This window comes from Kaistella flava (ex Peng et al. 2021) (assembly GCF_015191005.1).
GTDB classification, from domain to species: domain Bacteria; phylum Bacteroidota; class Bacteroidia; order Flavobacteriales; family Weeksellaceae; genus Kaistella; species Kaistella flava.
In genome coordinates this window covers 2,904,666-2,920,172 of record NZ_CP040442.1, presented here as the reverse complement: position 1 = coordinate 2,920,172, position 15,507 = coordinate 2,904,666, and the positions used below count along the sequence as shown (strand labels likewise).

Annotated in this window: 17 protein-coding genes and 3 tRNA genes; 7 read left to right on the top strand and 13 right to left on the bottom strand. The window is 34.8% G+C overall.

Annotation, left to right across the window (positions count from 1 at the left end):
• The first annotated feature begins 5 nt into the window (after positions 1-5).
• Positions 6-491: a hypothetical protein gene (locus Q73A0000_RS13045; protein WP_208458782.1), complete on the top strand. Its 486-nt coding sequence runs from the start codon at positions 6-8 to the stop codon at positions 489-491.
• A gap of 88 nt (positions 492-579) precedes the next feature.
• On the opposite strand, the gene Q73A0000_RS13040 is transcribed toward Q73A0000_RS13045, so the two are convergent.
• From Q73A0000_RS13040 to Q73A0000_RS13005, 8 genes are all read right to left on the bottom strand, one after another.
• On the bottom strand, positions 580-1,086 hold the full coding sequence (locus Q73A0000_RS13040) for a DUF6973 domain-containing protein (RefSeq protein ID WP_193811360.1): 507 nt from the start codon (positions 1,084-1,086) through the stop codon (positions 580-582).
• 54 nt (positions 1,087-1,140) lie between these two features.
• Positions 1,141-1,992 carry an acetyl-CoA carboxylase, carboxyltransferase subunit beta gene (gene accD, locus Q73A0000_RS13035; RefSeq protein ID WP_193811359.1) on the bottom strand — a complete coding sequence of 284 codons (852 nt, stop codon included), beginning with the start codon at positions 1,990-1,992 and terminating at the stop codon, positions 1,141-1,143.
• Positions 1,993-2,072: 80 nt separating this feature from the next.
• Positions 2,073-3,140 (bottom strand): class II fructose-bisphosphate aldolase, encoded by a 1,068-nt coding sequence (fbaA, locus tag Q73A0000_RS13030; protein WP_193811358.1) that lies wholly within the window; start codon positions 3,138-3,140, stop codon positions 2,073-2,075.
• Positions 3,141-3,211: 71 nt separating this feature from the next.
• Positions 3,212-4,078 (bottom strand): NAD kinase, encoded by an 867-nt coding sequence (locus Q73A0000_RS13025; protein WP_193811357.1) that lies wholly within the window; start codon positions 4,076-4,078, stop codon positions 3,212-3,214.
• A gap of 88 nt (positions 4,079-4,166) precedes the next feature.
• Positions 4,167-4,820, bottom strand: coding sequence for a CBS domain-containing protein (locus Q73A0000_RS13020; RefSeq protein ID WP_193811356.1), 654 nt, complete (start codon positions 4,818-4,820; stop codon positions 4,167-4,169).
• 136 nt (positions 4,821-4,956) lie between these two features.
• On the bottom strand, positions 4,957-5,871 hold the full coding sequence (locus tag Q73A0000_RS13015; RefSeq protein ID WP_193811355.1) for a DMT family transporter: 915 nt from the start codon (positions 5,869-5,871) through the stop codon (positions 4,957-4,959).
• Positions 5,861-6,514, bottom strand: coding sequence for a leucyl/phenylalanyl-tRNA--protein transferase (gene aat, locus Q73A0000_RS13010; protein ID WP_193811354.1), 654 nt, complete (start codon positions 6,512-6,514; stop codon positions 5,861-5,863). The genes Q73A0000_RS13015 and aat overlap by 11 nt, the downstream gene beginning before the upstream one ends.
• 52 nt (positions 6,515-6,566) lie before the next feature.
• Positions 6,567-6,941, bottom strand: coding sequence for a DUF3127 domain-containing protein (locus tag Q73A0000_RS13005; protein ID WP_193811353.1), 375 nt, complete (start codon positions 6,939-6,941; stop codon positions 6,567-6,569).
• A 159-nt stretch (positions 6,942-7,100) separates the two neighbouring features.
• Between Q73A0000_RS13005 and Q73A0000_RS13000 the strand changes: the two genes are divergently transcribed.
• The 4 genes from Q73A0000_RS13000 to Q73A0000_RS12985 all read left to right on the top strand — a co-directional run bounded on the left by Q73A0000_RS13000 (position 7,101) and on the right by Q73A0000_RS12985 (position 8,234).
• Positions 7,101-7,182 (top strand) — tRNA-Leu (locus Q73A0000_RS13000).
• Between the two features lie 31 nt (positions 7,183-7,213).
• Positions 7,214-7,286 (top strand) — tRNA-Gly (locus Q73A0000_RS12995).
• Between the two features lie 9 nt (positions 7,287-7,295).
• Positions 7,296-7,379 (top strand) — tRNA-Leu (locus Q73A0000_RS12990).
• A 513-nt stretch (positions 7,380-7,892) separates the two neighbouring features.
• Positions 7,893-8,234 carry a hypothetical protein gene (locus tag Q73A0000_RS12985; RefSeq protein ID WP_193811352.1) on the top strand — a complete coding sequence of 114 codons (342 nt, stop codon included), beginning with the start codon at positions 7,893-7,895 and terminating at the stop codon, positions 8,232-8,234.
• Positions 8,235-8,253: 19 nt separating this feature from the next.
• Here the strand turns inward: Q73A0000_RS12985 and Q73A0000_RS12980 are convergent, their stop codons facing one another.
• From Q73A0000_RS12980 to Q73A0000_RS12955, 5 genes are all read right to left on the bottom strand, one after another.
• Positions 8,254-10,929: a hypothetical protein gene (locus Q73A0000_RS12980; protein ID WP_193811351.1), complete on the bottom strand. Its 2,676-nt coding sequence runs from the start codon at positions 10,927-10,929 to the stop codon at positions 8,254-8,256.
• A 17-nt stretch (positions 10,930-10,946) separates the two neighbouring features.
• Positions 10,947-11,309, bottom strand: coding sequence for a WG repeat-containing protein (locus tag Q73A0000_RS12975; protein WP_193811350.1), 363 nt, complete (start codon positions 11,307-11,309; stop codon positions 10,947-10,949).
• 237 nt (positions 11,310-11,546) lie between these two features.
• Positions 11,547-12,791, bottom strand: coding sequence for a WG repeat-containing protein (locus Q73A0000_RS12965; RefSeq protein WP_193811349.1), 1,245 nt, complete (start codon positions 12,789-12,791; stop codon positions 11,547-11,549).
• Positions 12,792-12,793: 2 nt separating this feature from the next.
• The gene (locus Q73A0000_RS12960) at positions 12,794-13,591 is read right to left on the bottom strand and encodes a DUF2797 domain-containing protein (protein WP_193811348.1); all 798 of its coding nucleotides are present in this window, start codon (positions 13,589-13,591) and stop codon (positions 12,794-12,796) included.
• Between the two features lie 73 nt (positions 13,592-13,664).
• Positions 13,665-13,943, bottom strand: a complete 279-nt coding sequence (locus Q73A0000_RS12955; RefSeq protein ID WP_193811347.1) for a hypothetical protein — start codon at positions 13,941-13,943, stop codon at positions 13,665-13,667.
• A 201-nt stretch (positions 13,944-14,144) separates the two neighbouring features.
• Between Q73A0000_RS12955 and Q73A0000_RS12950 the strand changes: the two genes are divergently transcribed.
• Positions 14,145-15,173, top strand: a complete 1,029-nt coding sequence (locus Q73A0000_RS12950) for a GDP-mannose 4,6-dehydratase (protein ID WP_193811346.1) — start codon at positions 14,145-14,147, stop codon at positions 15,171-15,173.
• A 95-nt stretch (positions 15,174-15,268) separates the two neighbouring features.
• Positions 15,269-15,490, top strand: a complete 222-nt coding sequence (locus Q73A0000_RS12945) for a DUF2795 domain-containing protein (RefSeq protein WP_015807225.1) — start codon at positions 15,269-15,271, stop codon at positions 15,488-15,490.
• Positions 15,491-15,507: the final 17 nt, after the last annotated feature.

Below are 15,507 nucleotides of genomic sequence, written 5' to 3'. Positions count from 1 at the left end.
TATTTTTGAAAAAAAAAGAAAACATGAGAATATTACCATTATTAATAGCAAGTGCTGCAATTTTTTATTCATGTGATAAAAAAGAAGAGGTTCAATCAGATACTGAAAATGTAACTAACGCAAAAAAAGATTCCGTTAACAAAGTTGGGTCTATTACATACACCTCTGATATAGAAGAAGTTGCTGCCGCAGTTGCTGCAAATAATCAAAGTGAGAAGCCTACATTGAATCCCGAACATGGTCAACCTTATCACCGTTGCGAAATTCCTGTTGGAGCACCGATTGATAGCGCGCCACCTCAAAATGCAGCACCTCAGGTAATGCAACAGCAAAATCTTTCAAGTAATAATTTTAATACGAATCCGATTTCACCATCGGCTGCTCCATCTCCAGAGCAAGCACAGGCGACTGGTCCGAAACCGGCAAATAATCCGGCGCACGGTGAACCTCATCATCGATGTGATCTGGAAGTTGGCGCACCATTAACTTAAAAATTAGGAAGAAGAAATTAGTAAACGTAAATCCGTTTCTCTTTTTGAAATTTGACAATCAACTAAAACCTCGGCTATGTCGGGGTTTTTACTTTAGATAAACCAATTCACCTTTGAAGTCGTCATCCAGGCTTTTCAGAACTTTCGCAGTTTTGGTTTTATCAAGCAATCCTTTAACGAAGAAACTCGTTTCAAAAAACTGGCGATGAACTCCAGGAAGTAGCTCCATAAAATAATTCATTCCAACTTGGTTATTATGTAAATCCATTTTGGTTTCCAAGGGTTTATTAGGGAAAAGTTCTTCATGTAAATCGGTCATTTTCTTGCAATATTCCAAGGCCTTTTGGGGCGAAGAAATTTTGCAACAGTACATCATGATCAGGCAAGTCCAAAGCGAATGGCGAAATGCATTTCCTTCTCCGTTATTGGAATGTGTTTTTGGGAAATGTTTTTGTGCTAAAGTGAAACTTCTTAAAGTCGCATAAAATCCCATTATAGAAAATAGCGGATGCGGAAGTGTCAATCGCAAAAGTTTTATAATCTTGGTGAAACTTAAGGATCTTAAAGCATTAAATATGATTTGGATGTTCTTCATAAAAAGAAATCCCACCTCAAGTGAGGTGAGATTTTATCAATTAGTTAAACTATTTTAAGCGTGGCTTAAAAGCTTCACTGTTTTGGAAACTTTATCTTTGATTTCAGTTCTTTTAACAATGAAATCTACGAAACCTTTTTCTTGCAAGAATTCCGAGGTCTGGAACCCTTCTGGTAAATCTTTACCAATGGTTTCACGAATCACACGTGGCCCAGCAAAACCGATTAAAGCTCCTGGCTCAGCCATGATAATATCAGCAGTCATTGCGAAAGAAGCAGTAATTCCACCAAAAGTAGGATCACATAAATACGCGATGTACAATAAACCAGCTTCTGAGAGCTGCGCTAACTTCGCCTGAACTTTTGCCAACTGCATCAATGAATACGTTGCTTCCTGCATTCTCGCTCCACCAGATTGACAGATGATCATGTACGGAAGTTTGTGTTCGATGCAATAATCAACTGCTCTACGGATTTTCTCGCCCATCACAGATCCTAAAGATCCACCGATAAAACTAAAGTCCATACAAGAAATTACCATTTTTTCTCCATTCACAGTTCCAACTGCATTTCTGATAGAATCTGTTAATTTCGTTTTGGCTTTTACTTCTTTCAACCGGTCTGTGTAAGACTTGGTGTCTTTGAAACCCAACATATCTACACTTTCAACGTTTGCGTCGAGTTCAGTAAATTTGTTTTCATCAAAAAGAATCGAAAAGAATTCTCTACTACCAATTCTCACGTGGAAACCATCTTCTGGAGACACGTAATTATTTTTTTTCAATTCTTCGTGTTCGATAATTTTTCCTGTCAGAGTTTGGTGCCAAAGCCCTTTAGGAACGTCTTTTTTATCTTCCGTAGAAGTTGTAATATTTTGTGCTTTTCTTTTAAACCAGTCGAATGCCATTGAGTTTAATTTTATATTATAAATTTCAGAGTGCAAATAAAAACAAAATGCTTTTAAAAACAATATCTAAAATAATTTAATTACAAAGTATTAATATTGTTCAGGTCTTCAAATGCCTGCTCTAATCTTTTGCTAAAGGTGTCTTCCCCTTTTCTAACCCAACCTCTTGGATCATAATATTTTTTGTTCGGCAAGTCAGCTCCATCTGGATTCCCAACTTGTGTTCTTAGATATTCAATTTTATCAACCATGAAATCTCTGATTCCTTCGGTATACGCGAATTGTAAATCAGTATCGATATTCATTTTGATTACTCCATAATCAATCGCTTCTCTGATTTCTTCTAAAGAAGAACCTGATCCACCATGGAAAACGAAATTAATTGGTTTTGCTCCTAAACCGTATTTCTCTTCCACAAATTTCTGAGAATTATCAAGAATTTTCGGAGTTAATTTTACGTTACCCGGTTTATAAACACCGTGAACGTTTCCAAAAGCAGCAGCAATCGTGAAGTTTGGAGAAATTGCATTTAGTCTTTCATAAGCGTAAGCAACTTCATCTGGCTGCGTATATAATTTTGAAGAATCTACGCCAGAATTATCGACACCATCTTCTTCACCACCTGTAATTCCAAGTTCGATTTCTAAAGTCATTCCCATTTTTGCCATTCTCTCGAAATATTTACAAGAGATGTCCAGGTTTTCTTCGATTGATTCTTCAGATAAATCAAGCATGTGAGAAGAATAAAGAGATTTTCCGGTTTGTGCAAAAAACTCTTCGTTCGCATCCATCAATCCATCAATCCAAGGCAATAATTTTTTAGCACAGTGGTCGGTATGTAAAATAACCGTTGCTCCGTAAGCTTCTGCTAAAGTATGAATATGCTTTGCTCCAGCGATTCCACCTAAGATTGCAGCTTTTTGCCCTTCATTACTTAATCCTTTTCCTGCGTTAAAAGCAGCACCACCATTAGAAAACTGAATAATTACGGGTGAATTAAGTTTTGCGGCAGTTTCAATCGTTGCATTTACGTTACTTGACCCAATCACATTCACTGCAGGAAGTGCAAATTTGTTTTCCTTTGCGAATTGAAAAATGTCTGTAACCATTTGTCCAGTGGCAACTCCTGCCGGAAATTTCTTGCTCATAATTGATATTTTTATAGATTTATTATTTGCTGTTTTTGGAACAGTAAAGTTAAGGATTTAAAGTCAAATATTTAGTTTCTTTTATCATTACCCCAAAGCAGTTTCTGACGGATTGTTTCGTAGAAACTTAGGTTGGTAGGATGAATCAACAGTATTTTGAAATGTGCTTTTCGCAAGATGATTTCGACATCGGTTTCCATGTGGAATAATCGAGAATCGAGTGATAGTGAATATTGTGGAACGCGGCTTTTTACCTTTAAACGAATTTCGACATTATCATTAACAATTAATGGACGAACATTCAAATTATGAGGCGCAATTGGCGTGATAACAAAGGTATCGTTGTTCGGAGTAATAATCGGTCCACCACAACTTAATGAATAGGCGGTAGAACCTGTTGGCGTAGAAATAATAATTCCATCGCCCCAAAAAGTATTAAGGAATTCTCCATTAATATAAGATTCCACTGTAATCATTGCAGTAGTTTCTTTTCGGGAAATCGTTAAATCGTTTAAGGCGAAAGGAAAAAACATCGAATTATTCGGCGAGATGATTTCAATCACGGAACGCTCGCTGATTTTCATGTCTCCTTTAATGATTCCATCAAGTTCCAAAAAAACTTCTTCTTTTGTAAAACTTGCCAGGAAACCAAGTCTTCCCGTATTCACTCCGACCACAGGAATTTCTAAATCCTGAACAAAAAGAAGTGAGTTAACAATCGTTCCATCTCCACCGAAAGTAAAAAACAAATCGACTTTTTTCTGCTTCAAATCTTCTTTTCCAGCAAAAGTTTCAAAGATTTTAGAAAATTGCATTGCATTTGCCATTTCCTCATAAAGTATTGCCTGAACGCCTCTTTTATCGAGTTCAGATACAAATTTGCTCAAATACAAAAACGTATCAAGATCATTTTTCTGAGAATAAATAGCTGCTTTCATCTGCTTAATCTTCTTTTTTCATCGGTCAGATGCAACACCAACAGATTGTTATTTCTTTTGAATAAACGGTTATCGTGTTTCATCTGTTTTAAAATTCCATATATTTTTGAAAAAATCCGAAACGGTCTTTCAACAGCTCTTCCTTTTCGTCATCGTAATATTTATGAACTACATTGTATCCATACCGTTCAAAAGTTTCGTCTATCGAACTTAAATTTTCGCTGCTGATCTTTACGGTAATCTGTACATCGTCGTCCTCGTAGGCACTGATGTAACAGCCATAAATTCTACCATTATTCGATTCTACAATTTTACAGACATCAGTCATTGAATAACTTCTTTTGTTAATTTGTACAACGAGCAAGGCTCCGTTCTCAGAGAATAAAGGATATTTCGCAAACTCACAGAACACATCGTCACAAGAAAGATATCCTTGATATTTCTCTAATTTATTAATAATCGGAACGACGTTGCTGTTGAAAGTATGAAAAAGTTTAATTGAATCTAAGACATTCCCATCATCAAGCAAAGCGAATTTTTCATAATGCTGTTCTAATGTGGCCAATGTTCCTTCGGCACTTTCCTCCAAAAATTGCTGACTGAGCGCTCCTTGGTAAAAACCTTTCTTCTTGATAAAGACGTGGGAATAGCCAAATTCTTTAGCGACTTCATTTGCCTCTTCAATCGAATCACTGGTATTGAACGCAGGATAATCTTTAGAAATGTAATCTTTGATAAACATTAGCCAAATTTAGCAAAATATTAAAAAAGAAAGGGCCTTTTTGAAATAATTTAAAATTTACAAAAAAAGATTTGGACCCTATAATATTAATTATATATCTTTGTCGCCTTTCATTTTTACTTTTTATTAGATTTATTTAAAACCGCAGCGCTTTCGAGTCTTGCGGTTTTTCTTTTTTAGCAACTTTCGCTCTTAAGAAAATCAGTCCCGCAAGAATAATAAAGGCTCCTACAAACTGCATCGGTGTTAGTTTCTCACCGTCCAGCATTCCCCATATTACCGCAACTACTGGCATTAACAATGTCACTGTCGACGCAAATAAAGGCGTTGAAATACTAAGTAAACGATAATTCAACATCATCGCTAATCCAGTTCCGAAGATGGATAATAAACTTACAAAGCCCAATCCAACGAACAAATCTTTGTTAGGATGAAGATCATTAAAGAATCCGGCAAACACCAATGCAATAAGCGACGGAACAATTAACACGAAAGAAAAGACGAACGCCGATAGAATTTTCGCTGGAATTTCGTGCAGTTTAGATTTCACGGTCGTCATTGAAATCGCATATCCTAAAGTCGCAACCAAAAGCAAAACAATGGGAATTAATTTCAGTTCTCCGCCTTCACCACCAGAAAGTGCTAAAATACACGCACCGGAAAAACTAATCGCTACTCCAACCAATTGTCTTTTCGTGGTAGAAAATTTCCAAAATAGAAATCCGACAATAATGACAAAAATCGGCATCATTGAATTTACAATTCCCGCAATACTACTGCTGACAGCAGTTTCGGCAATCGGAAATAAAAACATGGGAATAAAATTTCCAGTTAAAGCGGCAAGGATGAGCCACTTTAAATGTTTTCTGGGGAATTTTTTAATATTGCTAATTGCGAGTGGAAGTAAAAGAATTCCAGCAATTAAAACGCGTAAAGCACCGACTTCATACGGATTGAAGTGCTCCAGTGATTTTTTAATAAGTATAAATGAAGAACCCCAAATAATGGAGAGTACTATCAGCAAAACCCATTTTTCTTTGTCAGGATTCATCGTTATTATTTTTTAGAATGTTTAAATAGTCCTTTTTTGAAATCATGGTTGCACCCAAACTTTCCAGATGTTCAGAATGAATTTGACAATCAATTAACTCTAAGTTATCTTTTTGACTTTGGATAAAATGAATAAATCCCGCTTTTGAAGCGTTGCTCACTTTTGCAAACATACTTTCGCCACAGAAAACTTTTCCGATTTGAACGCCATAGAATCCACCGACTAATTGCTCGTCTTGCCAGACTTCGATACTTTTTGCAATTCCATTTTTCTGAAGGATGACAAATGAATTGATGAGTTCGTCGGAAATCCAGGTTCCATCCTGGTCTTTTCTAAAAGTATTTTTACATTCTTCCATGACTTCACGAAAACATTTATTTTCGGTAAAAGTAAAAACCGCATCGCGGAGTATCTTTCTCATCGATTTAGAAACTTTCAAATCTTTCGGAAAAAGCACAAATCTTGGATCGGGACACCACCAAAGAATTTCTTCACCTGGATTATACCACGGAAATAATCCAAGTTGATAGGCGAAATATAATCTTTCAGGAGACAAATCTCCACCCATTGCCATGACACCAGATTCTGATTCCAACAATGCGGGATCAGGAAAGGAGATTTCAGTGGGGTCCAGGAGAATCATGTGAAAATCAAATCCCGCCGTAAAAGCAGGATTTATTTTTTAAATTTCAATATTAGAAAGGTAAATCGTCTTCGTCTTCTTCAAAAACGCCTTTTCCTTCTGCTGGTTTAGTTGCAGATGGAGTCGCTTGAGTTGGTTCAAAACCGCCAGCAGATTCTACATTTTCAACTTTCCAACCAGTGATTGAGTTGAAATATTTCACTTCTCCTTGTGGTGAAGTCCATTCTCTACCTCTAATATTGATAGAAACTTTCACTTTATCACCTTCTTTTAGTTGATTAAGCAAATCTCCTTTCTCTTGCAGAAATTCGATATTAATTGGTTGTGGATACTGTTCTTCGGTTGTTAAAACCATTTCTCTTTTCTGAAATCCGCTCGCAAATGTCTGAACTTCAGTTATTTTCTTTACTGTTCCTTGTAATTCCATTGTATAATTCGTTAAAGGTGTAAAAGTAATAAAAAGGAAGTTAAAAAGAAAGTTCTGAGTCTATTTTCGAAAAAATTAAAATATTTAAAAAAAAGTTTGGATTGTTCAAAAAAAATCTTTTATATTTGCACTCACAAAAAAAAGAACAGTGTTCATTTAGCGGATGTGATGTAATTGGTAGCCATGCCAGACTTAGGATCTGGTGCTGTGAGGCGTGGGGGTTCGAGTCCCTTCATCCGCACGAAAATTTCTGAGGATTTTTTCAAGAAATTGCGAAAATAGCTCAGCTGGTAGAGCACGACCTTGCCAAGGTCGGGGTCGCGGGTTCGAATCCCGTTTTTCGCTCATCCACATGCCTTGGTGGTGGAATTGGTAGACACGCAGGACTTAAAATCCTGTGTCCGTAAGGATGTACGGGTTCAAGTCCCGTCCGAGGTACTCTAGACGCTGTTAATCATTGATTAGCAGCGTTTTTTTTGTTTAAAACTCCCGACTTCTATTTATTTCATATTCAATATCAATTAAGCATCAAGTGTAAAACTTGGTGACTTAGCAAAAATCTGGGTTAATCTGAAAAGGAAAAATTTTTGATCTGTTACCTCTTTGAAGGTATGAATTGATTAAAGTGATTTTTGCATCCGTGAACGTATATTGATTTTCCTGTGATAAGAAGAAACGCCTGAAGTTATAGCCCAGATGGCAGCGGCATCCCTCCCGTTTCCGATTGCTCGGAACGGGAGGATATAGCGGACAGCGGGACTGGATTTGTAAGAAGCGAAAATTTTGTTGCTCCTTATTAAGCATTCACTTATTCGATTTCTTCTAAAATTATCGGTTTATAATTTTTTTCAAGATTTGGGACTGATCAAATTACTACCCCTCTATTTTGGTTTTATTTGAAATCAATTCATGGTACTTTTTTTGTAACTTTAGTTTACCAAATACTATATCATGGCAAATCACAATTTAAAAACACTTTCTGAAGTTCTTAATACGCTAATTAAACGCGGAATTACGAAGGAAATCTCGATGAACGAAAAACATCAAATGGTTTTAGGTAAAGATGAAAAAATCTATCAACCTGAGGATTTATGCATTGTAAAGTCCTATCGCTTCGAAGGAGACAGCAGCGCGGATGACAATGCCGTTCTTTACTTAATACAAGATACGCAAGGAGAACTTTGTACCTTACTGGATTCCTATGGCAGCGAGAGTAATTACAGCGGAGAGGAGTTTGCAAATTTCCTGCGCAAGCTTCCCGTGAAAGAAACAGATGAACATAATATCGATTAAAATAAAATCCGGCCCGCAATTAAAGCGAGTCGGATTTTTTCTTAAACAGGTTTTTAAGCGTTTTCTTTTCCTTTGTCCGTTCTTTCTTTTCCTGAACCTTCTCTTTTACGCTTTCAATTTTTCCTTTTACTTCAGCTTTTGTTTGTTGCAGTTCAATCTTATTTTGCTCAAGAGCAGTTTTGGTATTATCGACTGTATTTTTAATTGACTTTTCTGTTTTGGGCGCATTCTTACCGATTAAGGTTTTCTTTAAACCTTGCTCAATTCCGCGCCAGAATAAATTAAAAAAGGATTTTGTTTTATCTCGCTCCACTTCTTCTACCTCTACAGATTCAGGATAATTCCCAGAATCAGTTTTCACAAACATATTGGCAACTGCCGAAAGAACTTTATCTTTCTCTCCCGTTTGTTTGAGAATAGCAATCTTTAAATTTTGATGCACCATTTTCAAAGTTCCATTGATTCCATGCTGAGTTCCTTTAAAGTTAAAAATCAAATCTGAAATTAATCCCGTTGCCTGAATTTTCAAATAGGGTTCGATAAAAGGATTAATTCTGGAAGCTGGTAAATCGGCAATATTCCCCGAAATCGAAAAAGCATCATTCATATTTGCGGTATCGAAACTCCACCTCAAGTTCATCGGTGAAGCATTCATAAACCTGCAATTAACTGAAATCGGAACAAGAGTTGGCCTGCCTTTCATCTTACCGGAATTCAGGTTTTTCACGTTCATATTAAAATCATTGAAGGTCAGCTTTCCAGGACCATCACTTTTCTTGGTATCTTCTTCATAAACTAAAAGTGAATTTTTCAAGTCTAAATTCTGTACAAAAACCGGAAACTTAATCGACCTTAATAATTGAGAATACATGGGCTTAACCGTTTCATCATCTTTCGGAATTTTACTTCTGAACACATTAGCATCCATATTATTTACAGTAATGTTTTCAATATCCAGAAACTTGCTTTCAGATACCAAGTCCCATTTCCCATTAGCCGTTACTTGATTTATTTTCAAATCATACAGATCCTTTTCAGCCGGAATCATTCTGACATATTGTGCTCTTGAAACCGTCGGCTTCATCGCAAAGTTAGAAATCTGAATCATACTTTTATTAAGTTTTAAAAGCGACGCCGAGAGATTGTAGAATTTGGTTTTATAATTAAAGTTCTTTGTATTTAAACTGTAATTGCCTGTCTTAAAAGGAATCGCATCTTTAATCGTTTCAGCATTCATTTCCACATTCTGAATATTGGCATTCAAATCTTTAAAAACCAAAGGCTGATTCTTACTGTCAATTTCTAAGTTCGAATTCTTCAAAACCACATTTTTCACCGTTAAAGGAAACTGAATTCCCGCAAAAGTTGGTTTCTTTTTCTGAGGATTATTGGCGGTTTTTATGGTTCCATTTAATTGATTGACCAAAATATTCTGAACATCCAGTTTCAGTCTATTATTAATAAACTCCCAATTATTTAGTTTTAGTTGAAGACTTTGTGTTGTTAAATCTAAACTCGTTTTATTAGGGTTAATGGCTGTTGGCTTCACGGAGACATTGCGTAAATCTGCAGATTTCGGTTGTATGTTTAGAGTAGCAACTTTTACATTTTCATTATCCGAAACATAATTGATGTTCTTTCCTTTAATATCAAAACTCGCATATTCAAAAGGAAGAGTTCCTTTCGCAGTTTCGTCATTCATTACAAGCTGACTAATCTGCATTGTTAAATTTTCTGCCACAAACAAAGGAGTTCCTGTAGGTTTTAAAATATCAATCTTCGCATTATTCAGCAATACATTTTCCAGATTAACATCGTACGTGAAACTCTTTTTTTTCTGATCGGATTTCACGTTGGTCGTAAACATCTTTACCTGTGGACCTTCAAATTTCACATCACTTAATGACAATCGATTATTTTTAATAATGAAATCTTTGAAACTCATTTCAGTTGCCTTTAAATCAAAGAGATTTCGTTTTTGAGGATAATATTTGAGGAAATTCTGATACGATAAAAGAGGAATCATGGCGAAATCTTTCACCTTCATTTGTCCATCTGTTGTTGAAATAGATCTAGCCGTAAAAGCGTAAACATTATCCGGACGGAAAAAGAAGTTTTTCCCTTTAAGATGATATTTTTCAAAAGCAATAGGCAATTCATTTTCAACAGACTTTTCTGTCATTTGAAGATTTTGGACCATTAAATCCAGTTCGCGTACGGAAAGAAATTTTTGTCTTGTATGTCGAAACACCTGAATATTTCCATTACTAATATTAATGTTTTTAAAATCGACAGGATTTCTTTCCTTCCCTTTTTTATCAATGATCGGTTTAGCGAGAATAATATTGAGGTTTGGGTTTTTTAATGTTAAATCATTGGTCGAAATGCTTTTATGAAAAAGCAAGTCGTAAATCCCCATCCTTGAAACAGAGAGCGTATCTACCGTTCCCTGCAAACCTACTTTATCCGTACGATCTGGATTTTGATTATTGATGGTAATTCCTGTGGCAAAAATATTTCCGCTTCCTACTTCAACATTCAGTGTTTTGTAAGTAATAATATAGTCAGAATTTTTCTTGATATAACCGGGTAAGTTATGTTTGAGCCAAAAGTTCAGCCCAAAATTGATGATGAGAAGAAGCAATAGCAAAATCCCCAAAATTATTGAAAATAAGCGGATATATTTTTTCTTCATCTATTGTAATTGAATAATTATTTAATCGGTTTCGGTGGAGGCAATGGCTCTTCTACTCGATCATGTACAACCTTTGGCAGTTGACTATTTTCGATTACTGATTTTTTACTTAGACCTGATTTTAAAACCTTTCCTTTAGCATCAATCTGAAAATAAGAACTTCCTTTTCTTGCATAAATCCTTGGCTCCTTTTCAGAGTATCCATAAAAATCACTAGCGTTCGGATAAATTTCATCGTAAGTAAAATCACATAGTATTTTTCTCTGTTCAGTAATGATTCCCGCTTTGCCATTTTTCTTAGCGAATATTAAGCCATTCAAATATTTGAACTGATCATAAATCGGTGGAATCGTTACCTTAAAAGATTCATGGTCAATCAATCCAGTTTTCCCATTCTTAACAATAAACTTAGAATGTTTCGGGCCATATTCTGTCCAGTTTGAAATTTCATCGTATTCTAAGGGAAGAATAATCTTATTTTTTAAATCTACAATTCCGAATTTTTTATTTTTTTGAACAACGAATTTTAATGGTTCGTTAAAGATTGATTGAATAGATTCATACCCCGAAAGTATAATCTTGTTTTGTAAATTGATTACAAAATCTCCATTTTTATTTTAAACCACAAACAAAGGAATATTTTCATCTGCATCTATTTGAGAAATCTCATTGTAATTAAAAGGAATAAGTTCTTGATTATTGATGTCTATAATTCCAAATCGATTATTCTTCTTCGCAATTGAAAAATCATTTCTATCGAAATATAAATCTGCATCATAGACAAATGGAATTTTCTCATTTCCTTCTTCATCAATTAAACCATACTTCCCATTAAAATTTTCAAACGAAATATAATTGCCTTGAAGTGAGAATGAACTGGAATAATCGTCTTTTTTAGATTCTGCTATTTTCTTTAAATTCTTATTAAACAATCCTTGGATATTTCCTTTTTCGAAACGATAAAATCGCGGATTAGGATTTCCATTAGAATTGAAATTTTCGACCAAATCATATTGAAGCGGAACCGCAATTTTACCATTATCTTTTACAATTACAAATTTCCCTTTGTTCATTACAATAGCGTTTCTGTTGGAATCAAAAGAGGTTGCAGAATCAAAAAGCATATTTGAAAAAGCAGGTTTTAAGTTTTTGTTGATGAAGGAATATTTCCCATTTTGTTTTACGGAAGCGGGACCATTTTCGAAAAAAGTAGTTCGATCATTTTTCCAGGCTCGTTGAACATCTGTGTATAGAAAGTCTGATAATTGTTTTCCTTCATTATTAAAAAATGCCCATTTATAATTTTTACGAACGATGACGAGATTATCCAGTTGCTCGCTTTTTACCATTTCATAAATAACAGGGATAACCTCTTGACCTTGCCTATTAATGAAACCATATTTTTTATTGAGAGAAACCTCGGCTAAACCATTTTTAGTAAAATATTCTCCCGAATCGTATTTCAATGGAATCACCAAACTTCCCGCTTTATCCACATAGCCAAATTTTCCATTTTCTCTAACAGCCATTAAGCCAAAGCTATAAATTCTTCTATTACTATTATCGAATTGATACTGAAATGGTACAACTATCTCGTTATTTGAATTTATAAATCCATACTTACCATTTTTCAGCGCATAAGAAACATTTGATTCTGTAAACGGAAAAAGATCATCATATTCAACTGGAATTTTTATTAAATTTTCATTATCGATAAATCCCCATTTTTGAGTTTTCTTTGATTGAATTAAATTCCAACTCGTAACAGAATCATACCTTTTATAGATAATATCATGTTCATTAAATTTTTGCGAATTTCCTGAACATGAAACGATAATTAATAAAATCAGCAGTTTATACATATTTACTTGTTCACTTCCATCTCAATCACATAACCTTCATGTCCTCTCATATTAATAAAATCGCCGCCTTCGAAAGAAAGATACTGCCCTTTAATTCCTTTTAAAACTCCCTCGAATTCCGGTTTTTTATCTAAAGTGAAAGAAGAGATTTTTTCTGGAGCTTCATAAGGATAATCTAATCTGGTAACTTCAGCATCTCCCCAATAAAAGTTTTTGAAATCTTCCGGAAAGTGATGTTTTACCTGCTCGCGGAAATCAGCTAAATCCAAATCGTCTTCATAATCATCTTCCAACATTTTGCGCCAATTGGTTTTATCGTTAAGATGCTCTTTCATGGCAACCTCAATCATTCCCGCTTCATAGCGGTTTTCTGTTTTGGCAATCTGAAGGGCGAAAGTTGCTCCCTGATCAATCCATCTTGTTGGGATTTGAGACTCTCTTGTCACTCCCACTTTTACATCGCCGGTATAAGCCAGATAAACAATATGTGGTTTTAACTGAATTGATTCCTCTACGGCTAAATCCCGCTCACCAATTCCTAAATGGGCAGTGGACAATTCTGGACGAATAATCGAGTCGCTTGCAAATGGACTTTCGAAAAAACATTTTTTACAGAAACCCATTCGATAAATTTTCTCATCGTTGCTGCAACTTACACATTCGTAACCAATATGTTTCAATTTAATATTCTTACCAATCAACTGATTCATATTAATTAAATCATTGGATAGATTAAGAAAATATTGAATTGGCTGGCCGTTTTGCGTTGCCATTTTAAGAATTTGTCCGGAGAATTTCATGCGTAAATATTTGTAGCCAAATATAAAAAAAACATCCTGGATTAGGATGTTTTACGTTTATAAAAGAGAAAAACTACTTTTCGTGTTGTTCGTCTTTTTTTAATTTTTCTGCATCTGCTTTCTCATCGTTGATTGCATTTTGCTCTTCGTCCTTTACATCAACCGCTGTTTTCACAGTGGCAGAATCATAACCCAAATTGGTAGAATCACTGTGCACCAATGAATCTGAAATTGGCATTACCACTTCGGGATTGGCAACCTCGGTAGTTGCGGTTTCTTTTTTATTACATGACGTAACAATTAGAAATGCAGCTACAATCGCTAGCGAATACTTAATAATCATTTGTTTCATAATATTGGTTTAATCCTAACAAAATTACAAAAAACTCCAGCAATAAACTATGCGTTAAATCATAGAAAATGAACTCTTTACTTCATTTTTACTCGAGATGAAAAACTTGAATTTAAAACTTCAAAAAAATCATTGAAGACTCTGTTATTAAAGGTTTAGATTTTTTATTTAATCCATATCTTAGCGTTTTAAAAACACATCATGAATTATATCGTTACAGGCGGCTCCGGTTTTATAGGTTCTCATTTAGTAGAACACTTATTAAAAAATGGACATTCTGTCATTAATATTGACAACTTTGATGATTTTTATGATTATAAGATTAAAATCAAAAACACGCTGGAATCTGTTGGCGAAACACTGGAGTTTTCTTTTCACGAAAAAGAATTAGATATTAAAAAGTTAATTTTTGAAACCTCTTCAAAAAATTATCAACTTTATTATCAGGACATTAGAGATAAGAAAGGTTTGAAAAATATTTTTCAAAAACATCAAATTGATATGGTCATTCATCTCGCTGCTTTAGCGGGAGTTCGTCCTTCAATTGAAAAGCCTTTGGAATATGAAGAAGTGAATATCAAAGGAACAATGAACCTTTGGGAATTGTGTAAAGAATTTCAAATTAAAAAATTCATCAACGCTTCAAGTTCGAGTGTTTACGGCAATAATGAAAAAACGCCTTTTTCAGAAGAGGACGCCGTTGAGAATCCGATCTCACCGTATGCTGCCACGAAGAAGTGTGGTGAAATTCTCGGACATGTTTATCATCATTTGTACGGCATTGATATGATTCATTTACGCTTTTTCACAGTTTACGGACCACGACAAAGACCTGATCTTGCGATTCATAAATTCACAAAATTAATTTCAGAAGGTCAAGAAATCCCTTTCTATGGTGATGGTTCTACGGCTAGAGATTATACTTTCATCGATGATGTCATAGAAGGAATTCACAAATCAATGATGCATATTGAAACCCATGACAAGGTTTATGAAATCATTAATCTGGGTGAAAGTGAAGTCATTAATTTAAATGAAATGGTTGAAACCATTGAAAATGAATTAGAGAAAAAATCGCTGAAAAAAAATCTGCCACTGCAACCGGGCGACGTAGAAAAAACGAATGCGAATATACAGAAAGCCAAAACTTTAATTGGTTATCAGCCAAGAACTCATTTCCAAAATGGCATAAAAAAGTTTGTGGAATGGTTTTTGAGAAATGGTTCTTGAAAAAAAAATAAATATTAATCAAAGTTTGTTGAAAATCAGAGGCAAAAACATTTTTTATGTCGTTGATTTTTATATTTTTGCAAAAATTATATTATATGTATTGGACATTAGAATTAGCTTCTTATTTAAGCGACGCACCTTGGCCTATGACTAAGGCAGAACTTATTGATTATGCAATTAGAACAGGTGCACCAATGGAGGTGGTAGAAAACCTTCAAGCGATCGAGGATGAAGGAGAGATTTACGAGTCTATCGAAGAGGTTTGGAGCGATTATCCAACCGACGACGATTTCCTCTGGAATGAAGATGAATATTAAAAAACACAGTCGATGGT

Excerpts from the sequence above, each read along its gene's own strand:
- Q73A0000_RS13040 (WP_193811360.1), bottom strand. The coding sequence starts at position 1,086 with ATGAAGAACATCCAAATCATATTTAATGCTTTAAGATCCTTAAGTTTC.
- accD (WP_193811359.1), bottom strand. The coding sequence starts at position 1,992 with ATGGCATTCGACTGGTTTAAAAGAAAAGCACAAAATATTACAACTTCT.
- fbaA (WP_193811358.1), bottom strand. The coding sequence starts at position 3,140 with ATGAGCAAGAAATTTCCGGCAGGAGTTGCCACTGGACAAATGGTTACA.
- Q73A0000_RS13025 (WP_193811357.1), bottom strand. The coding sequence starts at position 4,078 with ATGAAAGCAGCTATTTATTCTCAGAAAAATGATCTTGATACGTTTTTG.
- Q73A0000_RS13020 (WP_193811356.1), bottom strand. The coding sequence starts at position 4,820 with ATGTTTATCAAAGATTACATTTCTAAAGATTATCCTGCGTTCAATACC.
- Q73A0000_RS13015 (WP_193811355.1), bottom strand. The coding sequence starts at position 5,871 with ATGAATCCTGACAAAGAAAAATGGGTTTTGCTGATAGTACTCTCCATT.
- aat (WP_193811354.1), bottom strand. The coding sequence starts at position 6,514 with ATGATTCTCCTGGACCCCACTGAAATCTCCTTTCCTGATCCCGCATTG.
- Q73A0000_RS13005 (WP_193811353.1), bottom strand. The coding sequence starts at position 6,941 with ATGGAATTACAAGGAACAGTAAAGAAAATAACTGAAGTTCAGACATTT.
- Q73A0000_RS12985 (WP_193811352.1), top strand. The coding sequence starts at position 7,893 with ATGGCAAATCACAATTTAAAAACACTTTCTGAAGTTCTTAATACGCTA.
- Q73A0000_RS12980 (WP_193811351.1), bottom strand. The coding sequence starts at position 10,929 with ATGAAGAAAAAATATATCCGCTTATTTTCAATAATTTTGGGGATTTTG.
- Q73A0000_RS12965 (WP_193811349.1), bottom strand. The coding sequence starts at position 12,791 with ATGTATAAACTGCTGATTTTATTAATTATCGTTTCATGTTCAGGAAAT.
- Q73A0000_RS12960 (WP_193811348.1), bottom strand. The coding sequence starts at position 13,591 with ATGAAATTCTCCGGACAAATTCTTAAAATGGCAACGCAAAACGGCCAG.
- Q73A0000_RS12955 (WP_193811347.1), bottom strand. The coding sequence starts at position 13,943 with ATGAAACAAATGATTATTAAGTATTCGCTAGCGATTGTAGCTGCATTT.
- Q73A0000_RS12950 (WP_193811346.1), top strand. The coding sequence starts at position 14,145 with ATGAATTATATCGTTACAGGCGGCTCCGGTTTTATAGGTTCTCATTTA.
- Q73A0000_RS12945 (WP_015807225.1), top strand. The coding sequence starts at position 15,269 with ATGTATTGGACATTAGAATTAGCTTCTTATTTAAGCGACGCACCTTGG.